We start from the raw sequence: 26883 nt of genomic DNA, 5'->3' as shown, positions 1-26883 counted from the left end.
TTTCGCAAGCCGCTTGGAGGGATGAGCCCTCAGGAAGCTGGTTGATCTGCGACACCGCGGTAGGTGAAGCTGGCCGGGACCGTGTAGGTCGCCGACTCGGTGATGGTTGGGCCTTGATCGACCGGTTCGGTGACCAAGCCCTCAAAGCCGTTGCGGCTGAGTGGCGAATCGACACGGAACAGGTCGGAGAGCTCTTCAACAATGGTTTCAGCGGTCTCTAGCGGCTGGCCCGCCGGGCAAACGATGCTCACTTGGTAGACGCCGGTGTATTCGTAGGCCTCGCCGCCCAGATAGCGACAGGTGGTGCCCGCCGGTAGCTGGAAGGCTTTCAGGTAGGTTTCGTCGGGTCCTGCCTCGAAACCCTGATCGAAGTTTGCGACCCGGATCGGGCGCGCCGCGGCCCAGGCGGCCAGTTTTATTTCGATGGCCTGCCGCGCTCGTGCTTGGCTCATGGCTATCCTCTATAACGAAACTAATGGCATAGTGCAGCCATTGCACAATGGGGATTGGCAGATGTTTTTCAAAAAAAAGGCAGCATCAAATCCAGATCTGAAGCTTTCTACCTTGGTCTCACGCAATCACGAAACTGGTTATGTATTCGTTGATATCAACAACGATTTGGGAGACGCTGCCGAGGTGATAATGGCTAGCTCCGAATTGATCAAGATGGCCTACGGTTATGCCCGACGTGCTTGTGCCTTTGCTATGTATGCGCAAGGCCTCATCGATCAAGCCCTACTTGACCATGTTCAGATGATATTCAAAGGACTCCAACTGAAAACAGGGCAATCTAAGGAGTTTCAGGAGGCTGCCTATGACGAGGCCATCGCTTTCATGCAGTCATATCACTGGCAACTCAACAGATTCAGCATCCTCGCGATAAGAAACATTGCCGAAAACTATGACCGACCTGAGTCGGGCCCAATCAGCGACGTTGATCTTCTGGTAGGAGCCATTGATGCGGCTCATGCCGAGCAAGAAGAGGTGAGAGGCAAAACCCAGACCTAACTCACAACTGGTTCCGCTCCATGGCTTCTTTAACAATACGTTGGAAGTTGGCCATAGTGACCCGCACCATACCGCTTGGCGATTGGGCCGAATGGCCATACTCCAGCGGGATAGCGTACGGCAGGTTGTTCACGATGTACGCTGTCTGCCCGATGGACAGCGCCTGGACCTGGGCCATCAGCTCGGCAATGGATTCGCTGCCCGACGGGTCGATTCGATCCAGCTCTCCGCTTGCTGGTGTATCGATCGAGAACTGCCAGTTGCCCCGGAACCGCCCGCCTACGTAGCCCTGGCCCGCGACCAGGCCGTTCACAGCGAAGTTCTGCTCACGCTCGGTCTTGGTCAGGGGCTTGGCGTACTTCACGCCTTTACGCAGCCTGCCGGCCTTGGTGAAGTTGTCCTGGTTCAGGTTGATCAGGGTGTTGCGTACCGCGACCTTGAAGTCGTAGTCATCGGCGGCCCTGTTGGCCTTGGCCCGGTGGACCACGTTGGCAGCCCACAGCTCCGGATTGCCTACCGGTGACATGCGGATGACGCTGCTGCCGATCTCGATCACGATTTCGCGGAAGGTCGCGTCCAGGGCTTGCTCCGCCTGTTCTGCGAAGGCCCGTATGGCCTCAGCAAAACCGCCCTGCTGCCCGCCGTATCGCTGGGCCATGTGTGAGCCGCGCGCCATGTCACTTCCTCAGCTGAATGGTCCAAGTCGCCTGGGCCGGGTCCTTGGCAACGTTAAGCACGCGGTACCCGCTCACCTGGTCGCCGATCTTGGGCGCTGCCGGGGCATCGGTGACGGCGCCGACCTGCCCCTCGAAAAGCTCATTCTGGAGCACCAGCAACTTCACATCCTCGGTTTGGATGCGTGTGCCGTCGATCTCCTTGGCCACGTAGCTGCCGAACACGCCGCGCCCGGTGTAATGGATTGTCGAGGCCTGGACGGTGCCGCCGATCTCGGGGTCGTATCCGCCCTTTACGGTACGGCTCCCTGCAACGGGCTTCACCGCGTCGGCCAGGCCATCTGGATCGTCGAACGCTTCCGCCAGCTCGGCCTGGAGTTCTTCGCGCATGCCCATGGGTCAGATCCTCTTGAGCATTACGGTGCCGGATCGACGGATCCAGGGATCGATGAGGTCGAGGGCGAAGTTTTCACCGGCCGAGCGATCGACAGACCCCGCGACGTAAGTCTTACTGGTCGAGGTGCCGGCCTGGGCCGATACGGTCTTGCTCTGCACCTCGCGCTGGGTGTCCTTGTACAGCTTTCCGGCTGCAGCCAACTTGGCCACCTGTGCTCCGGCGCTCACGATGGCGCCCGGCACCGGATCTGGCAGCGCCCGCTTGATCTTGGCCGTGAGCCAGGCATTGGCCATGGCGACAGCAAGGACCGCATCACCGTCGCCTGCCCAGCCCTGCCCGAGTGCCTGGTCGACATCAGCGACGGTGATGAAGTCGGTCATGGCTTATTCCTTCGACGGGATGAGAGCCTGCAGATCGGGCTTGTTGAGGGCTGGGTCGAAGGTGATGCCCTGGGCCGTCAGCCAGGCCTTCAGCTGCGGGACCTTCATCTTGTGCGGGTCGGTCTCATCGTCGCTGCCGCCCTCGTCCTCGATCGCCTTGTCGATCTCCGCTTGGTTGCTAACCGAGGCATAGCCATTCGGCGGATAGTCCGACGCCTTGTGGCCCTGCCTCAGCCACTGAGAGATGGTTGGGCCGTCCAGGCGCAGGCCTTCCTCGATCTCGCTAACGCTAATGCCTTGGCGCTGGTACGCCTCGCCGATGTGCGGAGCATCGCCCTGCACGGACACCGAGGTCGCGCCGTCGATCACGCCGAAGAATTGGTCCAGGCGGCGATAGCAGGTGCCGCGCTCGCTGCCAGGGGTGTTGGTGTAGATGACTTTCATGAAGATCTCCTGCGCAGGGCGCCAGGCCGGCGCCCCGCATCATGGGGTCAAGGGGTGGCGGTGCCGCTGATGACCGCGGCGAACGGAACCTGCTTGCGGTCGAAGACGCGCTTCCAGTTGGCCGCCGAGGCGTACTGGGCGGCGGTCGGGCTCAGGTTGCGGTTCTCGCTGCCCTGCCAGCTGAAGCCGGCCGGCTGCAGGATGTAGGTCTTACGCTCCCACAGCACCTCGGCACCACCCCCGTTGCCGCCGGCGGCGTTGCGCTGCATCTCGACCGGCATGTGTGGGTCGCCCTCGCCGTAACCGAAGGCGCCTTGGCCGAAGAACAGCGAGAGGAACTGGCCCGGGGCGTAGGTCAGAGCGTCATCCATGAAGACCGGCTTGCCCAGGTACGTGGCCAGGATGATCTTGCCCTGCGAGTCGCGCAGGTACTCGATCATGTCCTGCTTGACCATCTGGTTCATGACGACCGAGTGCACGCCAATTGCACCGAACATGTCGGCAGCATCGCCGGCGGTGAAGGCGGCATCTTGGAAGGCATTGGCACTGATCGAGGCGCCTGCATCCTTGACCATGTCGCCACCGTTCTGGGCAATGTTGGCCGCGATGATGCCGCGGCCAGCGCCCATCAGGTAACGCTGCCACTGGCGGGTCCAGTAGGTGCCGAAGCGGTTGCGGATGTGCTGCATCGGCTCGGAGTTGGCCAGCTCGGCAGTCAGGTCGGAGACGCCGTAGCCCTTGTTGAGGTACAGGGTCCGGGCGCGCATGCTGCCCTGCTCGGCCTTGCCGACGGCGCCCAGGTCGTCGGGGTCATCGTTGGAGATGTTCGGCGCCTCATCGGCGTCGAGATCCTGCCAGTAGCTGATCTCAGAGGTGCCCTGGCCATTCTTCGCGATGTTGTCCAGGGTGGCCGAGCGGGTGATGATGCCCGACTCGTAAACGGCGGTCTTTTCTGGGGAGTTCACCGGCTCCAGAGTGCCGTAGTAGTCGGCAACGAAGATGTCCGACAGTTGGGTAGATGCCATGGGTTAGGTTCCTCGGGTGGCTTGGAGTTTTTTGAACGCTTCGGGGTTGTCACGAGCCATCGCAGCGCGTTCGGTCTCGGTGTACTCGCCCCATTTCTTCGTGGCCTTGCCACCGTTGTCGCCGGTCTGCCCGGCACCCTGGGCCCTTGGCCACAGGTGGGAAGCGGTTTCGCGGAGCGATTCCGCCCATTCGAGGGGAGACAGCGGGGTCTTGCCGTCCTTCCCGTACACGACTTCGCCGGCACGGTCGGTGGCAACGGGCTCGCCGTCTTCGCTCAGTTTGAAGGTGCCGCGGGCGCGGAGGATGATGTCCTCGGCAGCCTCAGGCAGCGCGCCGGCCTTGATGGCGGCAGCGCGGATGGAGTCAGCCAGTACCTTGTCGCTGTACTTGGCGGCGAAGGCTTCGGCCTTGTCCGCACGCTCGTTGGCGGCCTTGACATGTTTGTCCAGGTCGGTGCGCAGGCGCTCAGTGCGGCGGCTGATCACTTCGTCCAGCTTGCCCTCGGCGATCAGCTTGGTCTCTTCGTCCTGGCCGGCCTTTGCCAGCAGGCCCTTGACCGCCTCGATGTCCAGCCCGTCAAACTGACCTTTCAGTTTGTCCAGCTCGGCCTTGATGGTCTTGTTGGAGCCGATCAGCTCGTTGTTTTTGGACTTGAGGCCCGCGACCTCACCGTCTAGGAATTTCTGAACCTCGCCGCCCAGTGCTGCCTTCAGCGCAGCGGTTTGGCTTTCGTCGAGGGTGAGGCCGTGGGCGGCCGGGTCGAAGTCAAAAGGCATGTGGCTATCCCCTGGGGATTGGATGGGCCCGCCTGGCGGGCATAAAAAATGTCCGCTGTCAAGTCGTTAGTGCGGACATGCAACGGTACGAAAGGTCTTGTGGGGCAATAGGTTAGGCCAGATTTCGGCCTCGGTGTGCTCTTACCGCGTTTTGAGCTAGGTGCCGCATAGGCGCTTCGCGGTAGCAAGCCTAGGAGCGGCGGAGCGGGCAAGGTCGCACCGCCATCATAGCCCGGCCTATCGCAAGCCACCGCTCAAAGCGAAAGCGCAGCCCTTGGGCTGCGCTTTCATCGTGGGCGGATGGTAGAGGCGTCCGCATCGTCAACTCGGCTTCGGCGGGGCGGCCTTGCCTGCCCCTCCTTTTCTGAATCCCCGATCCCCCGCCATGAACGCTTCCAGCATGTGCGGGATCAGCGTCGCCGCATCGACTGCCTCGCCATACGCCTGCGCGTGCAGCGCGGCGTAGCGGTCGAGGTCGGTTTTAAGACTGGCCGGGCAGGCAAAGGTGAGCTTGACGCTTTCGGTCTTGGGCAGCGGCCCCAGCCGCAGCTTCTTGGTTGTGCTCATCGTGAAGTCCCCCGATTGAAGAACAGCGGCTGGTACGGCCGCAACACCAAGTCGCGGTTGACGATGATCCGCACCGGCAGGCCGGGCCGTTGGGTCAAGGTGGGCTGGATGTTGAGGTTGCGCCGGGTCACTTCCTGGCCGATTTGATTCACCGTGTCCTGCAAACTGTCACGCCCGGCGATGATGACGCGATCGCCATCTTGTCGATTCTCCGGCGCGGCCAGTTCGGCGCCGACGCCCAGCAGGGTCGTCAGCGCCGCACCGGCAAAGATGCGGCCCCAGTGGTAGTCCACATCGTCTTCCAGGCCGGCATAGCCGGCCGGATCTGCGCCGGCCAGATTGTCGAGCGTCAACGAAGACGTGTCCGGCAGAATGATCCGATTCCAGACGACTTGAACGCGGCTCTGCCCGTAACTGACCTGGCTGTTGTATTTGCCCAGGATGCGCGAACCCTGCGGGATCAGCAGGAAACGCCCGGTGGCCGTGTCATAGACCGGCTCTGTCACAGTGGCGATCACGTCGCCGGGCAAGTCCGACTTGATGCCCGTCACCAGCGCTCCGGCAACCACCGTTCCGGCCATGACCTGATACGGCGAAGCCGGCAGGGTCAGGTTGCCGGAATTGCGGGTTTCCGTAGAGCCGCCTTTCAGGAAAGCCTCCTTCTGGTCTTGCCGGTTCTGCACGGCGGTCGGATCGGCAGGCTGGGCCGCCGTCGAGGCCGGCCCGGCGGCCATCGGGTCGAACGCCGCATTGGCGGCGAAGCCCGGCGCGGTGGCGGCCTGCGACTGCGCGACCGGCGCGGCCGCCTGCGCACCCGAGCGGAAGAACACGGACGATGCTGCGGCAGCTTCGGCTTCCTTGCGCAGCGCATCGTTCGGGTCGTGGCCGGGAGCCGCGTAGGCGGCTGTCACCGGCTGCTGCGACTTCACGATGACCGGGCCGAGGTCGCCCGGCAGCGGCGGCCCCAGCTCGGGTACATCGTGCGGCAAGGCTGGCGGCAGCTTCGAGTAGTCCGTCGGTAGCGCATCCAGCCCTTCGGACTTCGAGACGCGATCGACGTTGTAAAGCTCGGTTTGCTCGCCCGTACCGCGCCGATGCGGTTGCAGCGACCAGATCGTGGCCCCAAGCACGGCGACCGACAGGCCGCCCGCGAGGATGGCCAGCGTGCGCCGGTTCAGGCGCGTGACCGGACGCGGCTGGGCACGCAGCGCCACAGCCTCGGGCGCCACCTTGCCCGCCGGCGGAGCGGCGAGGTCGGGAGTGTCATCCTGGCTCATGGTCAGTTCCTCCGCGCCACGCCATCGGTGCGCTCGATACGCACCACGTCGCCGCCATCGCCGCCCAGCCGCAGTTCGGCCGCGCCGAACAGGCGATCCACGATGTAGTACGGCGAGCGGAAACGATAATTCACCAGTTGCCCGTCGCCCTGCACGCCGATGACGAACAGCGGCGGCAGCTCGCCCTGGGCAATGCCCGCCGGAAACTGGATATAGACCTTCTCGCCGTCATCGAAGGCACGCAGCGGCTTCCACGGCGGGTTGCTGCCCGATACCGCGTAACGGAAGCGGATCTTCTCCAACGCCAGGCCGGTATCGACTGGCGCGGCGGCGCTGGCCGCCTGCGACTGGCGCTGCAAGGCCAGCATCCGGTCGCGTGGATAGTCCCAGGATACCGAGGCCATCCATGCCTTTTCCGTCGAGGTCAGCTCCAGCAGGTAGGTGCGCCGGCTGGTGGTGATGACCAGATTGGTTTTCAGGCCCGAGCGGATGGGCTTGACCAGCACATTGACGCGCAGCGCGTCGCTGCTGCCGCTGGACGTGTCGCCCACGATCCAGCGCACGGTATCGCCGGCGGCGACCGTCACCAGTTCCTCGCCCGGCTGGAGCGAAACCACGGTCACGCGCCCCGGCGAGGCATAGACCTGATAAAGCGCACCATCGGTGAAAGGCCACACCTGGATAGCATTGACGTAGCCCTCGCGTGTGGGTGCGATGCGTGCCTCGGCGTTGGCACGGGAAACACGTACCTTCTCGTCGGCTGGCTCCGGCGCAGCCGGGGCCGCATCGACCTCCGGCAGTGGCTTCAACTGCGCCGGCAACGCCAGCGGCTCGGGGACGGCGACGACTTCCACCGGCGCGAGCGGTTCGGGCAGCGGCTGGGCCAGCACTGGCTCATCAAGTGAGATGGTCGGCGGCGGCTTGCCCTGCGAGGCGCAGCCCGCGAGGGCAAGCAGGATCAACGGCAAAGCGTGAAAGCGGAAAGGCAGGTTCATGGCTTGGCTCCTTCGGAAGAATCCAGTTCGCGGCTCCACGACAGGCCGTTGACGTAGATACCCAACGGGTTCTTGCGCAGGCGCTGTTCGGTGCGCGGGGTTTGCAGGACGGTGGAAAGCACGGCGTTCCAGCGTTCGGTGCCAGCGGGTGCGCCATTGACGAACCGTTGCTCCGTCCAGCGCACGTTGAAAGACGTGTCGCTGGCACGCACCACGCTGGTGATCTGCACCGTCACCGATTCCTTGCCGATGCGAGCGAATGGATCATTGGTGCGGGCGTAGTCGTTGAGCACGGCCGCGCCCCGGTCGGTGGTGTAGTCGTAGGCATCGAGCCAGTTTTGCCGCACGACGATGGGGTCGATGGACAGCGAGCGCACCAGGCTGACGAAGCGTGCCAGGTGGTGCGCGATCTGCGCATCGGCGGGCCGGTACGGCGTGGCGGCCTCGCCCACGGCGCGAACCTGTCCGGCCTGATCGACCTCGATGACGTAAGGCGTCACGATGGACTGCGCCGAGCGCCATACCAGGCCACCGGCCATCAGTAGCGCGAGCACCAGGCAGCCGAAGGCCATCAGCCGCCAGTTCTTGGCCTGCACGCGGGCCGAGCCGATACGCTCGTCCCACACCTGGGCGGCGGCTTGATACGGGGTGGCAGGCTGCGGCGTATCGGCGTAGCGCACCTGCGGTCGTTTGAATCGCATGGGTGTTCTCCTTGAGGGTCAGGTATCGGAATCGCGCAGGCTCGGGCCTTGCCCTGAGCCGCCGCCGTCGCCACCGCGCAGCGTGTGGGCGGTGGTGGTCGCGGCATGGGTGATCTGCTGGCGGCGGTGCATCCGCTTGGCCCAGGCGGGTTGCTCTTGCTTCTGCGAGTTGGCAGCGCCGTCTGCGGCCTCGCTTGCGGCGGATTGGCCCGCCGCGGCTGCACCGGCATCGTCCGAAGATCCGTTCCAGCCGGCACGAAAGGAACTGGTCATCTTCTGCCCTGCTGCGGAAGCACCAGAAGCGACGCGGCGGCTGGCGGCCTGTGCGCTGGTCTTGGCGACATTGCCAAGGCCAGCCGCCGCGCCTTTGGCCCCGCCGCCCGCAGCGGTGGAACCCGCCTGGAACGCCGACCGCGCGTTGCCAGCCGCTGAGGTGGCGGCACGCGCCCCGGCACCGGCCAGCTTCGCGGCGGCTGGCGCCATGCGTGCCCCGGCGGCTACGGCGGCGCCCACGCCGGTCGCGGCGGCACCGATGGCGACGCCCGTGCCGACAGCGCCGACAGCAGCACCGGCCATCGCGCCCGCGCCAAGCTGAGGCGCACCGGACACCAGGCCGGTGGCGATGCCGGGGCCGAAGATGCCCAGCGCCAGCAGCGCGAGCGAGGCCAGCATCACGACCAGCGCATGGTCGATGGATGGTTCATCGGGATGCGCTTGGAACTCGGCGAACAGACCCGAACCGATGCCGACGATGACGGCCAGCACCAAGACTTTGATGCCCGAAGACACCACGTTGCCGAGCACCTTTTCCGCCAGGAAGCTCGTCTTGTTCCACAGCGCGAACGGCACCAGCACGAAGCCGGCGAGCGTGGTCAGCTTGAACTCGATCAGCGTGATGAAAAGCTGCACCGCCAGCACGAAGAAGCAGAGGATCACCACCAGCCAGGCGAGGAACATCACCACGATGGGGTCGATGTTCACGAACACCTCGGGGAACCCGGCCATGTCCCCGATCTGTTCCAGAATCGGTGCTCCTGCGTCAATGCCGGTTTTCGCCAGCCGCCCCGGCTGAAGAAAATTCTCCATCGTCATGGCCGAGCCGGTGGCCGTCAGGCCCAGCCCGGCGAACGAGCGGAACACGATGCTCGCCAGCCAGTTGAAGTTGCCGATGATGTAGGCGAAGGCGCCGACGTAGAGCACCTTGCGCAGCAGCTTGGCGATCACGTCTTCGCCCTGGCCGGTGGCGTGGCTCATGGCCCAGTACAGGCCCGCGATCGTCATGTCGATGACGATGAGCGTGGCGGTGAGAAACGCCACTTCGCCTTGTAGCAGCCCGAAGCCCGAGTCGATGTAGCGCGAGAACGTATCGAGGAAACGGTCGATGATGGTCACGTCGTTCATGGCGTGTTCTCCGGCGAGGTGAGCGGCGCTGGCATGTCGTCGGTGGGCGTGTCGAAGCTCGGCGGAATCGGCGGCAGTTCGGTCAGCGATTCGTATTCGTCCGGCCCGGTGTGGCCGGCGAAGAAGCGTCGCCGGAAGGCTTCGGCGGCGGCGCGGCAGGCGTCCTCGCCTACGGCTTGCCGATCAGCCGCGCATTGCCCGCGTAGCGCCTTGAGCCGCACGGGGTCGGCGGCCAGGGCGTCGGCCAAGTTCTCGACCGGCTGCTGGCCGCAAGCGGTCAGCAGCACGGCCAGCAGGACGGAAGCGCATCGCATGGCCGCCTCCCGTCAGTTGTTGTAGAAGTTGACGGACTGCGGCGTGTACGGCGTGCCGGTGCCGAGGAAGCGCCGCCGCACTTCGCGGGCGCGTTCGGTCGCCGCCGCCTGCCGCGCCAGTTCCAGCGAAGCGGCCCGGTCTTGCGTGATCTGGAGCTGCTGCGCCTGGATCGACTGCTTGGCCTGCAAGGCGAGAAGCTGATTCGTCGCCTGCATGGCTTGCAGAGCGCCGGTGGCCGACTGGCTCTGGCTCACGAGGTCGGCCAGCGCACTTTCGTCTTGAGCAAGGTTTTGCGACACCTGCGCCTGCATCCGCATCGCGGTGTGCAGACCGTTCAAGGTGTTCTGCCAGCGTTCGCGGGCGTCCTGCGCCATGCGGTCGCCGCTGATGGTGGCGGCATATTGCTCCGGGTACAGGCGGGCGAACGTGGCGTCCATGCTCTGCACGTCGTAGGCCAGGCCGCGTGCCTCGGCGATCAGGCGCTCAGTGGTGGCGAGCGTCGAGCGCAGCCGGTTGACGATGTTGAAGTCCAGCTTCGCCAGATTGCGTGCCTGGTTCATCAGCATCTGCGCTTCGTTCTGGAGCTGGTTGATCTGGTTGTTGATCTGCTCCAGCGTGCGGATGGCTGTCAGCGTGTTCTGCACGAAGTTCGACGGGTCGAACACCGTCAGCGCGGACGCGGGCTGCACGGCCAGCAGCGATACCGACAGCACGGCGGCGAGCGAGACGGACAGCAAACGGGGCTTGGTCTTCATGGTGAAACCTCCAGTGGTTGGGAGTTGAGAAACGAAGCGGCCGCCGGTGAGGACGGCAGCAGGTCGGCAGCCCAGTCGAGGCCGCGATGGCGCAGCCACGCGCCGGTGAAGCCGGGGGCGCCGGCCTGCGTCAGCACGCGGTCGATGTCGCGTTGGTCTTGAGGGGTGGATGCGCCCGCGAAGGCGAGCGCCAACGGCCCCAGGTCGAGATCGAATAGGCGGTTGCCGAGACGCGACTGGTAGTAGTAGTCGCGCTTGGGCTGCGCGGTGGCGACGATCTCGATCTGCCGGCTGTTGAGCCCGAAACCCTCATAGATCGTGCGAATCTGCGGCTCGGTCGCCTGCGGGTTAGGCAAGAAAATCCGACTGGCGCAGCTCTCGATGATCGCGGGCGCGATGGTCGAGTCCTTGATGTCCGCCAGGCTCTGCGTGGCGAAGATGACGCTGACGTTCTTTTTCCTGAGCGTCTTGAGCCATTGCCGGATGCGGGCCGCGAAAGATGGCTCATCGAGGAACAGCCAGGCTTCATCCAGAATCAGCAGCGTGGGCGCACCATCGAAACGCTCATCGAAGCGGGCGAACAGGTAGCGCAGCACCGCTTGCACGGCGGCGGGGCTGTGCATCAGTTCTTCCATCTCGAAGCCCTGCACGTCGGCCATGCCCAGCCGGTCGCGGTCGGCGTCCAGCAGCTTGCCGTGGGCGCCGCCAAGCACATAGGGCGACAGCGCTTGCCGTAGCGCGTTCGATTGCAGCAGCACGGAAAGCCCGGTCAGCGTGCGCTGTTCCACCGGCGCACCGGCGAGGCTACCCAGCGCCGACCAGATGGCTGCCTTCTCGTCGGGGCCGACGGTCACGCCTTCGTGCAGTAGCCGGCCTTCCACCCATTCAGCCGCCCAGGTGCGGTAGCCCTCGCTGTCGATACGGGCCAACGGCTGAAAGGCGATGCCGCCATCGGCACCGAGGTCGTAGTGTTCGCCGCCGAGGCCGAGGATCGTGGCACGCATGGAGCGGCCCATGTCGAAGGCGAAGATCCGCGAGCCGAAGTAGCGCCGGAACTGCATGGCCAGAATGGCAAGCAGTACCGACTTGCCCATGCCGGTCGGCCCGGCGACCAGTGTGTGGCCCACGTCGCCGATGTGCGTGACCAAGCGAAAAGGCGTCGCGCCATCGGTGCGGGTGACGATCAGCGGCGGGCCGTCCAGATGGTCGTTCTTCTCCGGCCCGGCCCACACCGCTGACAAGGGCATCATGTGCGCCAAGTTCAGCGTCGAGACGATGGGCTGGCGCACATTGGCGTAAGCGTTGCCAGGAATGGACGACAGCCACGCATCCACGGCGTTCAGCGTTTCGGGGATGGTCACGAAGCCCCGGCCCTGGATGACGCGCTCCACCATGCGCAGCTTTTCGTCGGCCGCGGCTGGATCGACATCGAGCACCGTCACTGTGGCGGTGAGGTAGCCGAAGGCCACTTGATCGCTGCCCAGTTCCTGCAGGGCGGCGTCGGCATCGGCGGCCTTGTTGCTGGCGTCGGTATCCACCAGCGGGCTTTCCTGCTGGAATATGGTTTCACGCAGCAGCGCGATGACGTTCTTGCGCTTGGCGAACCACTGGCGGCGCAGGCGACCGAGTTCCTTTTCCGCTTCGGCTTTGTCCAGGCAGAGAAAGCGCGTGCTCCAGCGGTAGGCGAAGCCCAGGCGGTTGAGGTCGTCCAGCAGGCCCGGCCAGGTGGAAGTTGGAAAGCCCCGCACCGACACCACGCGCAGGTGCTGGTCTCCCAGCGTGGGCGCCAGGCCACCGACTAGGGCGCAGTCGGCCAGTAGCGCGTCGATGTGGAACGGCACTTCGGGCACGCCCACGCGATAACGCCTCGTCGAAACCGCGGCGTGCAGGTAGGTCAGCGTCTCGGCGTCATCGAGCCAGGCGATTTCCGGCATCACGCCATCGAGCAAGTCGAAGACACGATCGGCTTCCGCCACGAAGGCATCGAGGCGACCGCCCCAGTCCACGCCATCGCCGGGCGCGTTCTCGAAGAGCAGCTTGGCCGCGCGGGCGCGCGATTCCTCGGGCGGCAGGTAAGCCAGCGTCAGGTGATAGCCGCTCTCGAAGTGATGCCCTGATTCCTCGAAGGCGGCGCGGCGTTCCTCGTCCACGAGCCAGGACAGCGGTTCGGGAAAGTCGGAGTGTGGGTAGTCCGCCGCCGGCCGGCGTTCGGCCTCAATGAACAAGGCCCAGCCCGAACCCAGGCGGCGCAACGCGTTGTTGAGCCGCGCCGATGTGGCGATCAACTCGCCTTGCGTGGCGCTGTCCAAGTCCGGCCCGCGAAAACGTGCCGTGCGCTGGAAAGAGCCATCCTTGTTCAGCACAACGCCCGGCGCGATCAGCCCGGCCCAGGGAAGCCAGTCGGCCAGCAGCGCGGGCCGTTGGCGGTATTCGGCAAGGTTCAGCATGGCATCGTCCTCACACGTCCAGCAGCGGCTTGTGCTTGATGTGCCGGGCGAAGACCTGCATGAACTGCGGATCGACACGCGCGCCCCATACGGCCAGCGAATGGCCGATGATCCAGAGCACCACGCCGGGAATCCACAGTTGCAGGCCCAGCCCGACGGCGGCGGCCAGCGTGCCGTTGGCAATCGCCACGGTGCGCGGCGCACCGCCCAGCAGGATCGGCTCGGTCAGCGAGCGATGCAGCGGCACTTCAAAGCCCGGAAGATCGGTGGCCGTGCTCATACGACGGCCCCGCCGGAGAAGCTGAAGAACGACAGGAAGAAGCTCGAAGCCGCGAAGGCGATGGACAGGCCGAAGACGATCTGGATCAGCTTGCGAAAGCCGCCACTGGTATCGCCGAAGGCCAACGCCAGGCCGGTGGCGATGATGATGATCACCGCGACGATGCGGGCTACCGGCCCCTGGATGGATTCGAGAATGGATTGCAGCGGGCCTTCCCACGGCATTGAGGAACCGGCGGCCTGCGCCGTGCCCGCCAGCAACAGCATCAACACCGCGAGCAGCAACCCTTGTCCTGCGGGTCGGGCCAGGCGATGCAAACGCGCCAGCATGGGCAGCGGGGAAAGCGGGTTTACAGAAAGACGGAAAGCATCAACGTGCGTCATGGCAGTTCTCCAGGTTGTTCAGGGATCGAGGAAGGCGTAGCGGCAGCGGCTGTAAGAGGAACCGGCGGCAGCTCGGGAAGCGTCGCTTCCAGCGCATCCGCCAGGCGGTAGCCCGCGCCGTCGAAACCGACGACGCGGGAAATGGTTTCGACGTGGCGCTTGCGGCCGCGGCCTGCGATGTGGATCACGACATTGACCGCCTCGGCGATCAGGGCGCGGGGCGGATTCACCGCCACTTCGAGGATCAGTTGCTCCAGGCGCAGCAGCGCGCCCAACGCGGAGCCGGCATGAATGGTGGCGATGCCGCCGGGGTGGCCGGTGCCCCAGACCTTCACCAGATCCAGCGCTTCGCCGCCGCGCACTTCGCCGACGATCACGCGGTCGGGCCGCAGGCGCATCGTGGCCCGCACCAGCTCGGTCATGGACACGACGCCGGCGCGGGTGCGCAGCGGCACATGGTCGCGGGCCGCGCATTGCAGTTCGATGGTGTCTTCGAGCACCAGCACGCGGTCGCCGGTGGCGGCGATCTCGGCCAGCAAGGCATTGGCCAGCGTGGTCTTGCCGGTGCTGGTGCCTCCGGCGATCAGGATGTTGTGCCGCTCGCGCACGGCATGACGCAGAAACTCGGCCTGCCCAGTGGTCAGGATGCCATCAGCCACATAGCGATCCAGACCGATGATGCTCACGGCACGCTTGCGCAGCGCAAAGGCCGGGCCGGGTGCGGCGGGCGGCAGGATGCCCTCGAAGCGTTCGCCGGTTTCAGGCAGTTCGGCGGTCAAGAGCGGTTGGCCGCGATGCACCTCCGCACCGACATGGGCGGCGACCAGGCGGATGATGCGTTCGCCATCGGCTTCGGGCAGTTCGACGCCGAGCGGCGCACGGCCAGACGACAGCCGATCCACCCACAATGTCCGGTCGGGGTTGAGCATCACTTCCACCACGTCCGGGTCTTCCAGCGCAGCGGCGATCACCGGCCCCATCGCCGTGCGCAGCATCTGGATGCGGCGATCCTGGGATGCTGCAGCGGATGAGCGCGGTTCGGGCGGGATTTGAGGAACGGCACTCATGACGCACGCTCCGCAGTGCGTTCATGGGCGGCGGCCATCGCGGCCGCGTCATCCATGCGCATCTCGAACTCACGATCCTGGGGATGCAGTTCTTCCACCACGTCCCGTACCAGGCTGCGGCCACGCAGCAGGTGGCGGCCTAACTGTTCGACGAACTGCTCGAAGCGCGCCTTGCCCTGCGCGCGAGCCGCATCCTGATGGGCCTCCGGCACCGGCGTGCTGACGGTCAGGTAGTAGCGGACGAATAGCGCCAGCGTCTCGATCTGGATGTTCTGGTCACGCTCCAGGCGCTCGGCCTGCCGCGACAGGCGATCCAGTCGTTTGGCGATGGCGGCCTCACGCTGGTCGCCGGCATCGGGCGATAGCCACGATGCGAGCGCCGCCGCGACGATGGACGACTTGGACACGCCTTTCTTGGCGGCCAGTTCTTCCAGACGTTTGGCGTGCTCGTGCTGGATGAACAGATTGAGGCGGTATTGGCTCATAGGTCGATTCCGTCGTTGGGGTCGAGAGAAGCCAGTCGCGCCGTGCGTTGCAGGGCGGGGTCGATCTGGCCGGGAAGCACCGGGGGCATGTCGTCGTCATCGAGCAGCGACAGGTCGCTGCTCGGGGCATCCATCTCGGGGGCATAGGCGATGGCTTCGGACAGTTCGGGCTGGCGGCGTGGGCCGCCATCGTCGGTCGAACCCAAGGCCTCCAGGTCATCGGCGGACGCCGTGGCCGGTGTCGCGGGAACCGCAGGTATTGCCAAGCCGCTCCAGTCGTCAGGCCGTGCCGGCGGCACATCGGCATAGCGGCCAGCCGTCACCGAAGGCGGCGGTAATACCCGCTGCTTGAAATTGGCATCGGCGAAATAGCGCAGCTTCTTCGCCTTGATCGGCGCGACACTGGACACCATCACCACCGCTTCATCGGTCGGCAGTTGCATCACTTCGCCCGGCGTAAGCAGTGGCCGTGCGGTTTCCTGCCGCGACACCATCAGGTGGCCGAGCCATGGGGCCAATCTGTGTCCGGCATAGTTGCGCTGGGCGCGCAGTTCAGTGGCGGTGCCGAGGGTTTCAGAAATGCGTTTGGCCGTTCGTTCGTCGTTGGTAGCGAAGGTCACGCGCACATGGCAGTTGTCCAGGATCGAATGGTTCTGCCCATATGCCTTGTCGATCTGGTTGAGCGACTGCGCGATGAGGAAGCTGCGGATGCCATAGCCCGCCATGAAGGCCAGCGCGGTCTCGAAGAAGTCCAGACGGCCCAGCGCCGGGAACTCATCGAGCATCAACAGCAGCTTGTGGCGGCGTTGGATGCCATCACTGCCATCCAGCGATTCGGTGAGCCGTCGTCCGATTTGGTTGAGGATCAGCCGGATCAGCGGTTTGGTGCGCGAAATGTCAGAAGGCGGCACTACCAGATACAGCGAGACGGGATGCTCTGAAGCGATCAGGTCGGCAATGCGCCAGTCGCAACGCGAGGTGACTTCGGCCACGGTCGGATCGCGGTACAGGCCGAGGAACGACATGGCAGTGGAGAGCACGCCCGAGCGCTCGTTGTCGCTCTTGTTGAGCACTTCGCGGGCGGCGGAGGCGACAACCGGATGCTGCACATCACCCAAGTGCTTGGTCGTCATCATCCGGTGCAATGTCAGCTCGAACGGGCTGGCTGGATCGCTGAGAAAGTTGGCGACGCCACGCAGCGTCTTGTCTTCGCCCGCGTACAACACATGCAGGATGGCACCGACCAGCAGCGCGTGACTGGTCTTCTCCCAGTGGTTGCGCTTCTCCAGCGCACCTTCGGGATCGACCAGGATGTCGGCGATGTTCTGCACGTCGCGCACCTCATGCGCGCCGCGCCGCACTTCCAGCAGCGGGTTGTAGGCCGCCGAACTGGCATCGGTCGGGTTGAACAGCAGGCAATGCGAGAAGCGCGAACGCCAGCCAGCGGTGATCTGCCAGTTCTCGCCCTTGATGTCGTGGATGACGGCGGATGCCGGCCAGGACAGCAGCGTCGGCACCACCAGGCCCACACCCTTGCCCGAGCGCGTGGGCGCAAAGGTCAGGACGTGTTCCGGCCCTTCGTGCCGCAGGTAGTGGCCGTCATGCTGGCCGAGAAAGACGCCGGCGGGCTGCGTCAGCCCGGCCTTGCGAATGTCGGCGACATCGGCCCAGCGGGCCGAGCCATAGGTCGTCACTTTGCGCGCCTGGCGCGAGCGCCACACCGACATGGCGATGGCGACCACCACGGCCAGCAGGCCGCTGCTCGCCGCGATCATGCCGCCGGTGTCGAACACCTGCGGCGCGTAGGCGTCGAAGAAGAACCACCACTCGAACAGCTTCCACGGGTAATAGACCGGCGTGCCGTGGAAGTCGAACCAGGGCGCGCCCAGGCGTAGCTGGTAGCCCAAGGCGGCGGCGGTCCATTGCGTGGCACCCCACACACCGGCGATCACGATGCCGAAGACGGCGGCGATCTGCCCGAACAACACGCCCTGAGCTTGCATACCCTGGCCTCCGATTTCTCCTGCGCTGATTCCCCGTGGAAAACGCGGCACAAAGGCGTGCCGCAGGCGTCAGGATCGGTGCCGGTTCAGTGCCGGTCAAAGACCGTTATCGGCAGCAAGGTGATGCAAAAAGCATGGTGTCATGCAGAGGCGAAACCAGTAAAAACGCCGCAGGCGTGAGCGCGCGGCGGCGTGTCGAGAAAGAAAAATCAAGATTCGCGGCAGAAAGCCAACAATCAGAACTTCGGCGGCGTGTAGGGCGTGTTTCCATAGCCAAAGAAGCGCTTGTTCGTCGCCTCGGCCACCCGGTTGCACAGCACGTCTCCCATCGTCGGGCGTTCGGTCTTGCACTGGCGGCGCAGCTCCCTCAGGCGCGCAGGATCTGCGACCAGCTCTTCCACGGTCGGTACATTGGTTGCCTGTTTCGGTGTTTCGGACTGGCCGCAAGCGGACAGCGCGGCGACCAACAGGAATGGGGCGATCTGCTTCATGGTCATGACTCGACTTCCTCTTGGGAATCGGGTTCAAGGGGGGGCGTGGCTCTGATGCCGTCCGGCGATTCGATGGCCTGCACACGCTCGATAAAGCGTGACAGCACGTCCGAGGATCCACCTTCCCGGTGCAGCACATAAGTGGTCAGCATGGGTGAGCGACCCGCCAGCGGCCGAGCCACAATCCCAGGCTCACGGCTGCCTGCGATATGCGGCGCTCCGGCTAGGCCCAGCGCAAAGCCCGCCGACACTAACGCCATCATCAAATCGCACGAAGCCACACGTTCGGCAATCAGCGGCTCCATATCTATCCGGCGCAGTACACGCTCGACTTGGCGAGCATGGCCTTCGCATACGTGCGGATCGCACAGCACCAGCGGATAGCGCAGCACTTCTTCCAGCGGGATGCGCCTGTGCTTCAAAAGCGGATGGCGTGCAGGAACCGCCACCATCAGTGCATCGCTCCAAACGGCTTCGGCAGTGATGCCTTCTCCAACTTCATCGGACTGGGCAAAGCCCACGTCGTACAGGTCGTCATGCAGTCCCTTGATCTGCTGCGACAAGGGTACCTCGAACAGGCGAATCTCGACTTCGGGTTCTTCCTGCCGACACAGCGCCAGCAAGGACGGCAGGCGCGAGGGCGTGATGCCGTCGGACAGTGCGATACGCAACTGACCGTGGAAGCCGTTGGTGGCTGCATTCACGCTATCGCGCGCCTGCTGCAAGGCGGTGAAGATGCGCGGCACATGCTCCAGAAACAGCTTGCCCGCCCGTGTCAGCCGCGTGCTGCGGCTGGTACGAATGAACAACTGTTCGCCCAGGCTCTCCTCCAGTTCCTTGATAGTGCGCGACAGCGGTGACTGCTCGATGTGCAGCCTCTCGGCCGCGCGGGCGAAATGTAGTTCTTCGGCGACAGCGAGAAAGCAGCGTAAGTGTCGAATCTCCATTTCGCCTCCTGTTGTCAGTACAAAGGCCGTTTGAGAGTCGCAGCGTTGTAGCCGCTCATCTCACCGAGTTCATCCAGTTCAGGCCTGTCGCCGCTTTTGTGGCGCTGCGCGACTGCCTCGCCCTGCGGTCCGGGCAAGGCGTGTGACCAGCCGCCGGCCAGCGTCTTGTAGACCGCCACCAACGCCGTCGCCCTGCGGGTGGCGCTTTGTGCCAGCAAGTCTTCGGACTCCAAGCGTGAACGTTCGGCCTCCAGCACATCCAAAACATGGATGGCGCCGCCCTCAAATTGCAGGCGAGCCGTCTTGGCTGCCCGGCGGCTGGCCTCGGTCGCCTGTACCAGCATGGCGTTCTCGGTCTGCGCGCGCGATAGGCGTACCAGCGCGTTCTCGGTTTCTTCCATGGCGCGCAGCACCGTGCGCTCGTATACCGCCAAGTTTTCGGCAGTGGCTGAATTGGCCGCCGCGATGCGCGACCGCACCCGGCCCACGTCTAGGAAGGAACCACCCACACCGAGCGAGATCATTCGCGTTTCACTATCACGCTCGAACAACGAACCAAAGCCCAACGCCTGCGTGCCGATCAGCCCTCCCAACGTAAAGCGAGGGAACAGGTCTGCCATGGCTACGCCGATACGCGCAGTGGCCGCAGCCAGCCTACGTTCTGCCGCAGCCACATCGGGACGGCGACGCAGTAGATCGCCCGGTGCACCGGCGTTGATCTGGGCGGGCAGCTCAGGCAAGGCTGCGGGGTGATCCAGCACTTCGGCCATCGCCGCAGGCGTGCGGCCAGTGAGCACGGCAATGCGGTGGGCGGCCACAGCAGCCTCAGCTTCAAGCGGCGGAATGCGCGAGCGTGTCAGCGCCAATTGCGTGCGGGCGCGGTCGGCATCGAACGACGTGCCCCGGCCGTTCTCGAACAAGACCTCGATCAGCCGCAGCGTTTCGGCTTGGTTGATTTCGTTGTCCCGCGCGACCTGTAATTGCACTTGCAAGCCGCGCAAGCGGAAATAGGCGTCGGTCAACTCGGCCACCATAGCCACTTGTACGCCCGCCAGGTCGGCTGCGCTGGCCTCGGTCTCGGCGCGCTGCGATTCCACGCTGCGCCGCACTCGGCCAAAGAAGTCCAATTCCCAGATCACGGATAGGCCAGCCGAATGCAGATCGTTATCCCGGTCGGAGCGGGACGCATCCGGTGCTTGTGCAGCACTGGCGCGCTGGGTACTGATTTCACCGGACGCGCCCAGCGTCGGATAGTAGTCTTGGCGACGTTCGCGCGACAGTGCGCTGGCTTGCTCGTAGCGCGACAGTGCTATGCGGATGTCGTGATTGGCGTGAAGAGCATTCTCCACCAAAGAGTGCAGCACCGGGTCATCCAGTTCCCGCCAGAATTGCGCATCGGCCTCCGGTACAAGCTGGGACACGGCAACGGGGTCTTGGCGGGCATACGTCACTGCCTGGGGCGCGGCAGGTGCCTTGTAATTCGGCCCTACTGCGCAAGCTGCCAGCGTCAACGCCACCAAAGGGAGCAGTACCAGATGTGGCATCCGACGTAGGCATGGTCGGATGCGGGATGGCGTTTGAAGCATGACGGAATCAGTCCTTGTGGAGTCAGTCATGGGTGGCCTCCATGGCGACATTTGCCTGGCGACGTGGCTTGCGCGTCGCGAGCCTGCGTAACGCGACGTAGAAAACAGGAGTCAGGAATAAACCGAACAAGGTCACGCCGAGCATGCCGGCGAACACAGTCACTCCCATAACCTGGCGAATCTCCGCGCCTGCGCCGGAACCGACCATCAGCGGCACCACGCCAGCGATGAAGGCGATGGAAGTCATGATGATCGGGCGCAGACGAAGGCGTGATGCCTCCAGCGCGGCATCGAGGATGCTGTGCCCCTTGCGCTCAAGTTCACGGGCGAACTCCACGATCAGAATGGCATTCTTGGAGGCCAGACCAATCAGCACTATCAAGCCAATCTGCACGAAAATGTTGCTGTCACCACCCGCGAGCCACACGCCCGTCATGGCCGACAACAGGCTCATGGGCACGATCAGGATGACGGCCAGCGGCAACGTCCAGCTTTCGTACAGTGCCGCCAGCACCAGGAAGACCAACAGTACCGCCAGCGGGAACACCACCAGCGCGGTATTGCTTTGCGTGACCTGCTGGTAGCTGAGGTCGGTCCACTCCAGTTGCATGCCTGGCGGCAGCACCTTGTCTGCAATGGATTGCACTTGCTGCAATGCCTGCGATGACGACACCAGACGCGGATCAAACTCACCAATCAGGTCGGCAGATGGATAGCCGTTGAAGCGGATGACGGGATCGGGGCCGAATGTCTTGCGCACGTCCACCATGCTGCCGATGGGCACCATGTCGCCATTGGCGTTGCGGGTGCGCAGTTTGACCACGTCCTCGACAGAACTGCGGAACGGTGCGTCCGCCTGAGCCATCACCCGGAAGGTGCGGCCAAAGCGCGTGAAGTCGTTGACATACGCCGAACCCAGGTACACTTGCAGCGTATCGAAAAGATCGGTCACGGCCACGCCCTGTGCCTTCGCCTTGGTGCGGTCCACTACGGCGTCAAGCTGCGGCACATTGGCCTGATAGGAACTGATCGGATATTGGAATCCCGGTTCTTGCGAGATGGCCGTCGCCAGCTCGGTGGTCGCCGTCTGCAATGCGGCATAGCCCTCACGGTTGCGATCCTGCACGTAAAGAGAGAACCCGGAACCCGCGCCCAGCCCCATGACAGGGGGCGGCATGATGGCAAAGGCCAGACCGTCCTGCTCCTGAGCGAAGCGCTCGTTCAACTGTTCCGCAATCTCGGTTGCAGTGTGCTTGCGCTCATTGATGGGCTTGAGTACGAAATACACTAGGCCGCTATTGGACGTGTTGGTCAACTGCAAGCCGTTCATGCCCGGGAACTGCACGGCGTTGTAGACGCCATCGGTCTTGAGCGCGATGTCGCTCACACGGCGGACCAGCGCTTCCGTGCGCTCCAGGGATGCACCCTCGGGTAGCTGGATGACACCGAGGAGATACAGCTTGTCCTGCATGGGGATGAATCCGCCAGGGACGGCCTTGAACACAGCTCCCGTCGCCACCAGTAGCGCGATGTAGACGAGAAACACCGCACCACGCCGCCCGAGGATGCGCGACACGCTGTTTCCATAGCCATCCGCGCTGCGCAGGAAGAAACGGTTGAACGGCCGTAATATCCAGCCCAGACTGCGATCCAGCACCCGCGTGGGCAGGTCTGGCGCGGCACCATGCGGGCGAAGCAGGCGCGCGGCCAGCGCAGGCGACAGCGTCAGCGAGTTGATGGCCGAAATTACCGTGGAGATCGCAATGGTGACGGCGAACTGTTTGTAGAACTGCCCTGTCACGCCGGACAGGAATGCCATAGGCACGAATACCGAGCACAGCACCAGCGAGATGGCGACGATGGGGCCACTGACTTCGCGCATGGCCTGATGGGCCGCAGCCAGCGGCGCCAGCCCTTCGGCGATGTTGCGCTCGACGTTTTCCACCACCACGATCGCGTCGTCCACCACGATCCCGATGGCAAGCACGAGTCCAAAAAGCGTGAGCGTATTGATGGAAAAGCCCAGCATCAGCAGCACGGCGAAGGTGCCTACCACCGACACCGGCACGGCTAGCAGTGGGATGATGGAGGCACGCCAAGTCTGAAGGAACAAGATCACCACCAGCACCACCAGTCCGATGGCTTCCAGCAGAGTGTTGACGACCGCCTTGATCGACTGACGCACGAAGACAGTTGAGTCATACTCCAACGACCATTCCACTCCCTCGGGAAAGCGCTTGGCCAACTCGTCCATCTTCGCGCGGACTTGATCCGAGATTTCGATGGCATTGGCGCCCGGGGCTTCAAAGACAGAGATCGCGACAGCAGGCTTGTTGTTGAGCAACGACATCAGCGAGTAGCTGGATGCGTCCATTTCCACGCGCGCCACATCTCGCAGCCGGGTGACCTGACCCTGCGATCCGGTCTTGACGATGACGTCGCCGAACTCTTCTTCCGTCACCAGCCGGCCCTGCGCATTGATGGACAGGAGGAAGTCGCTTCCCGAGGGGTTGGGCGGCGCACCTAGTTGACCGGCCGAGACCTGGACGTTCTGTTCGCGCACGGCTTCGACCACATCGCCGGCGGTCATACCCAGCGCCGCAATTTTGTCGGGGTCCAGCCATAAGCGCATGGCGTAGTCGCCAGAGCCGATGATCGTGGCATCGCCCACCCCCTGGATGCGTGCCAACTCGTCGCGTACATGGAGCACGGCATAGTTGCGCAGGTACAGCGCGTCATAGCGATCGCCCGGCGAGCGCAACTGCACGACCAGCGTTTCGTTGGGGAACTGTTTGACGGTCACCACACCTTGCTGGCGCACCGCTTCGGGAAGACGCGGCTCTGCCTGGGCGACACGGTTCTGTACCTTGACCTGGGCGTCGTCGGGATCGGTGCCAGGACGGAAGGTGACGGTCAGCACCAACACGCCATCACTACCGGCCACGGACTTCATGTAGAGCATGTTTTCCACGCCGGTGATGGATGCCTCCAGTGGTGCGGCTACCGTGTCGGCGATTTCGCGCGGATTTGCGCCAGGATACGTGGCGCGAACCTGTACGCTGGGTGGCACGACTTCCGGGTACTCGCTGACGGGCAAGAGCGGGATCGCGATCAACCCAACCACGAAAATGATGATGGACAGCACGGCCGCAAAAATCGGCCTGTCCACGAAAAAGCGGGCAAAGTTCATGATGGCTGGCTCTCCGCGCTCATTCGCTCGCCTGGGCGTTTTGTCGGCCTGCAGGCGCCATTTCAATGTCCTGGGCCGTCACTGGCATGCCGACAGAAACCTTCTGGATGCCGTTGACGATCACGCGGTCGCCGGGATTTAGACCTTCCTCGACGATGCGCAGGCCTTCGGCCTTGCGTCCCAGCGTGATGTCGCGGCGCTGGGCGGTGTTGTTCTCATCGATCACATACACGTACTTGCGGCTCTGGTCGGTCAGGATGGCCTTGTCGTCGATCAGCATGGCCTCGAAACTGCCGCTACCCGGCAGGCGCACTCGGGCATAGAGGCCCGGCGTAAGCAGGCCGTCGGGATTGACCAGGGTGGCGCGTGCGCGGATGGTGCCGGTGGCCGCATCGACACGGTTGTCCACGAAGTCCACGTTTCCGGCGTGTGGATAGCCGTTCTCGCCGACCAGGCCCACCTGCACCGGGATACTTTCGCTGCGCTGGTCGGGGCGCTCTCCGTTGCGAGCCATGTGGGCGTAGCGCAGATAGGTACGCTCGTCGACATCAAAATGCACGTGCACCGGGTTCAGCGAGACTACGGTGGTCAGGATGCTGGCCTGGCCGTCAGCACTCACCAAGTTGCCTGCCGTGACCAGTGCACGTCCGGCGCGGCCTGTGATGGGCGAACGTACCTGGGTGAACGACAGATCCAACTTGGCGGTCTCGACTGCGGCTTGGGCGAACTGCACGTTGGCTTGGGCCTGATCGGCGGCGGCGTGGCGCTGCTCCAACTCCTCGGTGGAGGCTGCTTGCAACGAAGCCAGCTTTTGAGCACGGGCCGCTTCGCTACGTGCCAGTGCGGCCTGCGTGCGGGCGCGGGCCAAGTCTGCTTCCGCGCGAGCCAGAGCAGCACGGTAACTGCGAGCGTCAATCTCGAACAGCACGTCGCCACGTTTGACGATCTGGCCCTCTTCGTAATTGACCCTGTCGATGTAGCCACTCACACGTGGCCGCAGCGCAACGCCTTCCACCGCCTCGACGCGGCCATTGAACTCATCCCATTGGACGATCTTGCGCACCGACACAGGTGCCACGCTGACCGTGGGTGGAGGGGCGGCGACCGCGTCGGCGGCGTCGCTATTGCAGCCAGCTAGGGACAGCGCCAGCAAGCTCGCCGCAGCTAACGGCAAGGCGCGGCGCCAGGAAGGCAGGACCGCAAGGTAAGGCAATGTGCTCATTGTTTTCAGTCTCGAAGGGATGGCGAAACCCGGTTGATAAAATTTGACATACGTGACGTATGCCATTTATCATCCACTCATACGCAACGTATGTCAATCATTTACATACACTTCTTATGTGAAAAATCGGAGGACGACCTAATGGCACAAAAGCGTGCAGAGATGATTGAGGAAACGCGGGCCAAGCTCATCAGTGCCGCCCGCGCTGCGTTCGCAACCGTGGGATATGCGGACAGTTCAATGGATGAGCTGACGGCCCAAGCCGGACTGACGCGCGGAGCGCTCTATCACCACTTCGGTGGAAAGAAAGGGCTGCTGGAGGCGGTCATCGCCCAGATTGATGCAGAGATATCTGGCCGACTGGCCGTCATCGTCGAGGAGGCGGAGTCCACCTGGGACGGCTTCGTTCAGGAGTGCATTGGCTACATCAAGATGGCCGTCGAGCCCGAAGTCCAGCGGATCGTCCTGCTGGACGGGCCAGCGGTTCTGGGCGATCCCTCCCAGTGGCCCAGCCAGAACGTGTGCATCGTGAATACGCGCCGCAGCCTCCAGAAGTTGATCGAGGAGGCAGTCATACGCCCCGTCGATCCCCTGGCGACGGCCCGCCTGATAAACGGGGCGCTGCTGGGCGCATCGCTGTGGATCGCCAGCGCAGACGACCCACGCGCCGCTTCCGAAAAAGCCGTGCAGGGATTTCTTGTACTGGTGGCGGGCTTGCGGCGGGACACCTCTCCCGCGCAGCCGTAACAACCCAAAGGTGCCGACCGGCAGGCCGGACTCTTTGACCCAGAAATATAGGAGTAATATTGAATGTCATCTCAACTCCAAGACGCTCTAGGCATGTTCGCCTTTCTCGCTATCGAGCTATCGGTTTTATTCATTGGCATTAGCTTGCTGGTCGGAGTTCTTCAACGTCACATCCCACCATCCAAGGTGGAAGCGTTACTGACTTCCAGTGGGAAGCGAGGCTATTTTCTTGCTGCTGGTTTAGGAGCTATAACGCCCTTCTGTAGTTGCTCGACTATCCCCATGTTGAAAGGGTTGATTCGGGCACGGGCCGGTTTTGGGCCGATGATGGTGTTTCTTTTCTCATCTCCGTTGCTGAATCCTATCGTCGTCGGCCTGCTGGTTGCCACGTTTGGATGGACACTTACTGCTATCTATGTGCTCGCCGCTTTGGTGGTCGCGGTAGGTGCCGGATGGCTGCTTCACACGCTTGGCTTCGAGCGTTATGTGCGCCGGACGGCGACACAAGAGAGCAGTGGATGTAGTTCATCAGCAAGCCCGTGCAGTGCTACATCGACCGCATCGAGTTGCGGCACCAACAGCTGCGACACCACTCCGAAGACGGCTTCTTGCGGGGCTGATAGGAAGACAACAGTCTCTACGTCTAGCGAATGCTGTGACAGTCAACCCACTGTCACGGTTAAGAAAGAAGGGAAGTACAGTGGTGTGTGGCGGGAAGCTTGGTCGGACTTTATCGATGTGTTGCCTTACCTGCTCATCGGTATTGCGATTGGCAGCGTGATCTATGGTTTCATGCCCACTGACTTATTGGAGCAGTATGCAGGCCCAGATAATCCCTTTGCCATTCCAGTTGCCGCTGTCATCGGCGTGCCGTTGTATATTCGCGCTGAAGCCGTCATACCTCTGGCAGCGGCTCTGATGGCCAAAGGCGTGGGTGCCGGGACGGTGCTAGCGTTTATCATCGGCAGTGCCGGAGCCAGCCTGACTGAGCTCATTCTGTTGCGCTCTTTGTTCACGCTGAAGCTTTTAGCGGCGTTTTTAGCAGTCATTTTTGCTATGGCGATGATTGCCGGTTACGCCACCTACCTGTTTTTCTGATCAAGGCGGGAGATGATTAATTCGTTAAGCCTTCCTGGGTACCAGTTGGTGGATTCTGATGAGCAGAATGAAGACATACATTTTCGGCTTGAAGCACCTACACCAGTAGCCTGCGAGGGGTGCGGCGTGCAGGGTGAGTTCGTGCGGTTCGGCAAGCGTGACGTTCCCTATCGTGATCTGCCCATCCACGGCAAGCGGGTCACTCTCTGGGTGGTCCGCCG

General features: G+C 63.7%; 29 protein-coding genes. 4 read left to right on the top strand and 25 right to left on the bottom strand.

What is annotated here, in order from left to right; all coding sequences use genetic code 11:
• Window positions 1-29: 29 nt before the first annotated feature.
• Window positions 30-452, bottom strand: coding sequence for a phage tail terminator-like protein (locus ACGLHT_RS22075; protein ID WP_217190679.1), 423 nt, complete (start codon window positions 450-452; stop codon window positions 30-32).
• Here ACGLHT_RS22075 and ACGLHT_RS22070 point away from each other — a divergent pair.
• Entirely contained in the window at window positions 451-1008 is a 558-nt protein-coding gene (locus ACGLHT_RS22070; RefSeq protein WP_217190678.1) for a hypothetical protein, read from the top strand. The genes ACGLHT_RS22075 and ACGLHT_RS22070 overlap by 2 nt on opposite strands.
• 1 nt (window position 1009) lies before the next feature.
• Here the strand turns inward: ACGLHT_RS22070 and ACGLHT_RS22065 are convergent, their stop codons facing one another.
• The 24 genes from ACGLHT_RS22065 to ACGLHT_RS21950 all read right to left on the bottom strand — a co-directional run bounded on the left by ACGLHT_RS22065 (window position 1010) and on the right by ACGLHT_RS21950 (window position 24817).
• Complete coding sequence (locus tag ACGLHT_RS22065; RefSeq protein WP_274120849.1) at window positions 1010-1684, bottom strand: hypothetical protein; 675 nt, start codon at window positions 1682-1684, stop codon at window positions 1010-1012.
• Between the two features lies 1 nt (window position 1685).
• Complete coding sequence (locus ACGLHT_RS22060) at window positions 1686-2078, bottom strand: hypothetical protein (RefSeq protein WP_274120848.1); 393 nt, start codon at window positions 2076-2078, stop codon at window positions 1686-1688.
• A 3-nt stretch (window positions 2079-2081) separates the two neighbouring features.
• Window positions 2082-2459, bottom strand: coding sequence for a hypothetical protein (locus ACGLHT_RS22055; RefSeq protein ID WP_274120847.1), 378 nt, complete (start codon window positions 2457-2459; stop codon window positions 2082-2084).
• A gap of 3 nt (window positions 2460-2462) precedes the next feature.
• Window positions 2463-2903 (bottom strand): HeH/LEM domain-containing protein, encoded by a 441-nt coding sequence (locus tag ACGLHT_RS22050; RefSeq protein WP_232881808.1) that lies wholly within the window; start codon window positions 2901-2903, stop codon window positions 2463-2465.
• Window positions 2904-2950: 47 nt separating this feature from the next.
• Complete coding sequence (locus tag ACGLHT_RS22045) at window positions 2951-3928, bottom strand: major capsid protein (RefSeq protein WP_096010286.1); 978 nt, start codon at window positions 3926-3928, stop codon at window positions 2951-2953.
• Window positions 3929-3931: 3 nt separating this feature from the next.
• Entirely contained in the window at window positions 3932-4705 is a 774-nt protein-coding gene (locus ACGLHT_RS22040) for a hypothetical protein (protein ID WP_274120843.1), read from the bottom strand.
• Between the two features lie 321 nt (window positions 4706-5026).
• Complete coding sequence (locus ACGLHT_RS22035) at window positions 5027-5272, bottom strand: DUF2274 domain-containing protein (protein ID WP_011716368.1); 246 nt, start codon at window positions 5270-5272, stop codon at window positions 5027-5029.
• A complete protein-coding gene (locus tag ACGLHT_RS22030) occupies window positions 5269-6549 on the bottom strand; it encodes a TrbI/VirB10 family protein (RefSeq protein WP_020203103.1) in 1281 nt (426 codons plus the stop codon). The genes ACGLHT_RS22035 and ACGLHT_RS22030 overlap by 4 nt, the downstream gene beginning before the upstream one ends.
• Before the next feature lie 2 nt (window positions 6550-6551).
• Entirely contained in the window at window positions 6552-7544 is a 993-nt protein-coding gene (gene trbG, locus ACGLHT_RS22025) for a P-type conjugative transfer protein TrbG (RefSeq protein ID WP_021204027.1), read from the bottom strand.
• Window positions 7541-8245 (bottom strand): conjugal transfer protein TrbF, encoded by a 705-nt coding sequence (gene trbF, locus ACGLHT_RS22020; protein ID WP_011716365.1) that lies wholly within the window; start codon window positions 8243-8245, stop codon window positions 7541-7543. Before trbF ends, trbG begins: the two co-directional genes overlap by 4 nt.
• A gap of 18 nt (window positions 8246-8263) precedes the next feature.
• Complete coding sequence (trbL, locus tag ACGLHT_RS22015) at window positions 8264-9646, bottom strand: P-type conjugative transfer protein TrbL (RefSeq protein WP_021204028.1); 1383 nt, start codon at window positions 9644-9646, stop codon at window positions 8264-8266.
• Window positions 9643-9960, bottom strand: a complete 318-nt coding sequence (locus ACGLHT_RS22010; protein WP_021204029.1) for a hypothetical protein — start codon at window positions 9958-9960, stop codon at window positions 9643-9645. The genes trbL and ACGLHT_RS22010 overlap by 4 nt, the downstream gene beginning before the upstream one ends.
• Window positions 9961-9972: 12 nt before the next feature.
• Window positions 9973-10716, bottom strand: coding sequence for a P-type conjugative transfer protein TrbJ (trbJ, locus tag ACGLHT_RS22005; RefSeq protein WP_011716362.1), 744 nt, complete (start codon window positions 10714-10716; stop codon window positions 9973-9975).
• Window positions 10713-13163 carry a conjugal transfer protein TrbE gene (gene trbE / locus ACGLHT_RS22000; RefSeq protein WP_021204030.1) on the bottom strand — a complete coding sequence of 817 codons (2451 nt, stop codon included), beginning with the start codon at window positions 13161-13163 and terminating at the stop codon, window positions 10713-10715. The genes trbJ and trbE overlap by 4 nt, the downstream gene beginning before the upstream one ends.
• Before the next feature lie 10 nt (window positions 13164-13173).
• Window positions 13174-13443 (bottom strand): VirB3 family type IV secretion system protein, encoded by a 270-nt coding sequence (locus ACGLHT_RS21995; RefSeq protein ID WP_021204031.1) that lies wholly within the window; start codon window positions 13441-13443, stop codon window positions 13174-13176.
• A complete protein-coding gene (locus ACGLHT_RS21990; protein ID WP_022960600.1) occupies window positions 13440-13826 on the bottom strand; it encodes a TrbC/VirB2 family protein in 387 nt (128 codons plus the stop codon). The genes ACGLHT_RS21995 and ACGLHT_RS21990 overlap by 4 nt, the downstream gene beginning before the upstream one ends.
• Window positions 13823-14893 carry a P-type conjugative transfer ATPase TrbB gene (gene trbB, locus ACGLHT_RS21985; RefSeq protein ID WP_022960601.1) on the bottom strand — a complete coding sequence of 357 codons (1071 nt, stop codon included), beginning with the start codon at window positions 14891-14893 and terminating at the stop codon, window positions 13823-13825. The genes ACGLHT_RS21990 and trbB overlap by 4 nt, the downstream gene beginning before the upstream one ends.
• Window positions 14890-15378 carry a CopG family transcriptional regulator gene (locus ACGLHT_RS21980; protein WP_021204032.1) on the bottom strand — a complete coding sequence of 163 codons (489 nt, stop codon included), beginning with the start codon at window positions 15376-15378 and terminating at the stop codon, window positions 14890-14892. Before ACGLHT_RS21980 ends, trbB begins: the two co-directional genes overlap by 4 nt.
• Window positions 15375-17381: a conjugal transfer protein TraG gene (locus ACGLHT_RS21975; RefSeq protein ID WP_021204033.1), complete on the bottom strand. Its 2007-nt coding sequence runs from the start codon at window positions 17379-17381 to the stop codon at window positions 15375-15377. The genes ACGLHT_RS21980 and ACGLHT_RS21975 overlap by 4 nt, the downstream gene beginning before the upstream one ends.
• Before the next feature lie 236 nt (window positions 17382-17617).
• Window positions 17618-17872: an EexN family lipoprotein gene (locus ACGLHT_RS21970; protein ID WP_024718240.1), complete on the bottom strand. Its 255-nt coding sequence runs from the start codon at window positions 17870-17872 to the stop codon at window positions 17618-17620.
• Between the two features lie 2 nt (window positions 17873-17874).
• Window positions 17875-18819 carry a LysR family transcriptional regulator gene (locus tag ACGLHT_RS21965; protein WP_021204034.1) on the bottom strand — a complete coding sequence of 315 codons (945 nt, stop codon included), beginning with the start codon at window positions 18817-18819 and terminating at the stop codon, window positions 17875-17877.
• Window positions 18820-18833: 14 nt separating this feature from the next.
• The gene (locus ACGLHT_RS21960) at window positions 18834-20363 is read right to left on the bottom strand and encodes an efflux transporter outer membrane subunit (RefSeq protein WP_024718239.1); all 1530 of its coding nucleotides are present in this window, start codon (window positions 20361-20363) and stop codon (window positions 18834-18836) included.
• Between the two features lie 64 nt (window positions 20364-20427).
• On the bottom strand, window positions 20428-23595 hold the full coding sequence (locus tag ACGLHT_RS21955) for an efflux RND transporter permease subunit (RefSeq protein WP_021204036.1): 3168 nt from the start codon (window positions 23593-23595) through the stop codon (window positions 20428-20430).
• Window positions 23596-23614: 19 nt separating this feature from the next.
• Window positions 23615-24817, bottom strand: a complete 1203-nt coding sequence (locus ACGLHT_RS21950; protein ID WP_021204037.1) for an efflux RND transporter periplasmic adaptor subunit — start codon at window positions 24815-24817, stop codon at window positions 23615-23617.
• Between the two features lie 141 nt (window positions 24818-24958).
• Here ACGLHT_RS21950 and ACGLHT_RS21945 point away from each other — a divergent pair, with 141 nt between their 5' ends.
• From ACGLHT_RS21945 to ACGLHT_RS21935, 3 genes are all read left to right on the top strand, one after another.
• A complete protein-coding gene (locus ACGLHT_RS21945) occupies window positions 24959-25564 on the top strand; it encodes a TetR/AcrR family transcriptional regulator (protein ID WP_023110675.1) in 606 nt (201 codons plus the stop codon).
• 63 nt (window positions 25565-25627) lie between these two features.
• Window positions 25628-26662 (top strand): permease, encoded by a 1035-nt coding sequence (locus tag ACGLHT_RS21940; protein ID WP_009586987.1) that lies wholly within the window; start codon window positions 25628-25630, stop codon window positions 26660-26662.
• 12 nt (window positions 26663-26674) lie between these two features.
• A partial coding sequence (locus tag ACGLHT_RS21935) for an ISL3 family transposase (protein ID WP_072058551.1) occupies window positions 26675-26883 on the top strand: 209 nt, incomplete at its 3' end.

This window comes from Pseudomonas sp. PsB (genome assembly GCF_043658375.1).
GTDB lineage: Bacteria > Pseudomonadota > Gammaproteobacteria > Pseudomonadales > Pseudomonadaceae > Aquipseudomonas > Aquipseudomonas putida_Z.
Note: the sequence above shows the minus strand (reverse complement) of the source record. Positions and strands in the feature narration are given on the sequence as shown.

What these genes read in the sequence shown, in the direction of transcription:
- ACGLHT_RS21950 (WP_021204037.1), bottom strand. Translation starts at nt 24,817, where the DNA reads ATGAGCACATTGCCTTACCTTGCGGTCCTGCCTTCCTGGCGCCGCGCC.
- ACGLHT_RS21955 (WP_021204036.1), bottom strand. Translation starts at nt 23,595, where the DNA reads ATGAACTTTGCCCGCTTTTTCGTGGACAGGCCGATTTTTGCGGCCGTG.
- trbF (WP_011716365.1), bottom strand. Translation starts at nt 8,245, where the DNA reads ATGCGATTCAAACGACCGCAGGTGCGCTACGCCGATACGCCGCAGCCT.
- ACGLHT_RS21980 (WP_021204032.1), bottom strand. Translation starts at nt 15,378, where the DNA reads ATGAGCCAATACCGCCTCAATCTGTTCATCCAGCACGAGCACGCCAAA.
- ACGLHT_RS21990 (WP_022960600.1), bottom strand. Translation starts at nt 13,826, where the DNA reads ATGACGCACGTTGATGCTTTCCGTCTTTCTGTAAACCCGCTTTCCCCG.
- ACGLHT_RS22030 (WP_020203103.1), bottom strand. Translation starts at nt 6,549, where the DNA reads ATGAGCCAGGATGACACTCCCGACCTCGCCGCTCCGCCGGCGGGCAAG.
- ACGLHT_RS21960 (WP_024718239.1), bottom strand. Translation starts at nt 20,363, where the DNA reads ATGCCACATCTGGTACTGCTCCCTTTGGTGGCGTTGACGCTGGCAGCT.
- ACGLHT_RS21945 (WP_023110675.1), top strand. Translation starts at nt 24,959, where the DNA reads ATGGCACAAAAGCGTGCAGAGATGATTGAGGAAACGCGGGCCAAGCTC.
- ACGLHT_RS22050 (WP_232881808.1), bottom strand. Translation starts at nt 2,903, where the DNA reads ATGAAAGTCATCTACACCAACACCCCTGGCAGCGAGCGCGGCACCTGC.
- trbL (WP_021204028.1), bottom strand. Translation starts at nt 9,646, where the DNA reads ATGAACGACGTGACCATCATCGACCGTTTCCTCGATACGTTCTCGCGC.
- ACGLHT_RS22035 (WP_011716368.1), bottom strand. Translation starts at nt 5,272, where the DNA reads ATGAGCACAACCAAGAAGCTGCGGCTGGGGCCGCTGCCCAAGACCGAA.
- ACGLHT_RS22010 (WP_021204029.1), bottom strand. Translation starts at nt 9,960, where the DNA reads ATGCGATGCGCTTCCGTCCTGCTGGCCGTGCTGCTGACCGCTTGCGGC.
- ACGLHT_RS21965 (WP_021204034.1), bottom strand. Translation starts at nt 18,819, where the DNA reads ATGGAGATTCGACACTTACGCTGCTTTCTCGCTGTCGCCGAAGAACTA.
- trbE (WP_021204030.1), bottom strand. Translation starts at nt 13,163, where the DNA reads ATGCTGAACCTTGCCGAATACCGCCAACGGCCCGCGCTGCTGGCCGAC.
- ACGLHT_RS22070 (WP_217190678.1), top strand. Translation starts at nt 451, where the DNA reads ATGGCTATCCTCTATAACGAAACTAATGGCATAGTGCAGCCATTGCAC.
- ACGLHT_RS22040 (WP_274120843.1), bottom strand. Translation starts at nt 4,705, where the DNA reads ATGCCTTTTGACTTCGACCCGGCCGCCCACGGCCTCACCCTCGACGAA.
- ACGLHT_RS21995 (WP_021204031.1), bottom strand. Translation starts at nt 13,443, where the DNA reads ATGAGCACGGCCACCGATCTTCCGGGCTTTGAAGTGCCGCTGCATCGC.
- ACGLHT_RS22055 (WP_274120847.1), bottom strand. Translation starts at nt 2,459, where the DNA reads ATGACCGACTTCATCACCGTCGCTGATGTCGACCAGGCACTCGGGCAG.
- ACGLHT_RS22075 (WP_217190679.1), bottom strand. Translation starts at nt 452, where the DNA reads ATGAGCCAAGCACGAGCGCGGCAGGCCATCGAAATAAAACTGGCCGCC.
- trbG (WP_021204027.1), bottom strand. Translation starts at nt 7,544, where the DNA reads ATGAACCTGCCTTTCCGCTTTCACGCTTTGCCGTTGATCCTGCTTGCC.
- trbJ (WP_011716362.1), bottom strand. Translation starts at nt 10,716, where the DNA reads ATGAAGACCAAGCCCCGTTTGCTGTCCGTCTCGCTCGCCGCCGTGCTG.
- ACGLHT_RS22065 (WP_274120849.1), bottom strand. Translation starts at nt 1,684, where the DNA reads ATGGCGCGCGGCTCACACATGGCCCAGCGATACGGCGGGCAGCAGGGC.
- ACGLHT_RS21975 (WP_021204033.1), bottom strand. Translation starts at nt 17,381, where the DNA reads ATGCAAGCTCAGGGCGTGTTGTTCGGGCAGATCGCCGCCGTCTTCGGC.
- trbB (WP_022960601.1), bottom strand. Translation starts at nt 14,893, where the DNA reads ATGAGTGCCGTTCCTCAAATCCCGCCCGAACCGCGCTCATCCGCTGCA.
- ACGLHT_RS22060 (WP_274120848.1), bottom strand. Translation starts at nt 2,078, where the DNA reads ATGGGCATGCGCGAAGAACTCCAGGCCGAGCTGGCGGAAGCGTTCGAC.
- ACGLHT_RS21970 (WP_024718240.1), bottom strand. Translation starts at nt 17,872, where the DNA reads ATGAAGCAGATCGCCCCATTCCTGTTGGTCGCCGCGCTGTCCGCTTGC.
- ACGLHT_RS22045 (WP_096010286.1), bottom strand. Translation starts at nt 3,928, where the DNA reads ATGGCATCTACCCAACTGTCGGACATCTTCGTTGCCGACTACTACGGC.
- ACGLHT_RS21940 (WP_009586987.1), top strand. Translation starts at nt 25,628, where the DNA reads ATGTCATCTCAACTCCAAGACGCTCTAGGCATGTTCGCCTTTCTCGCT.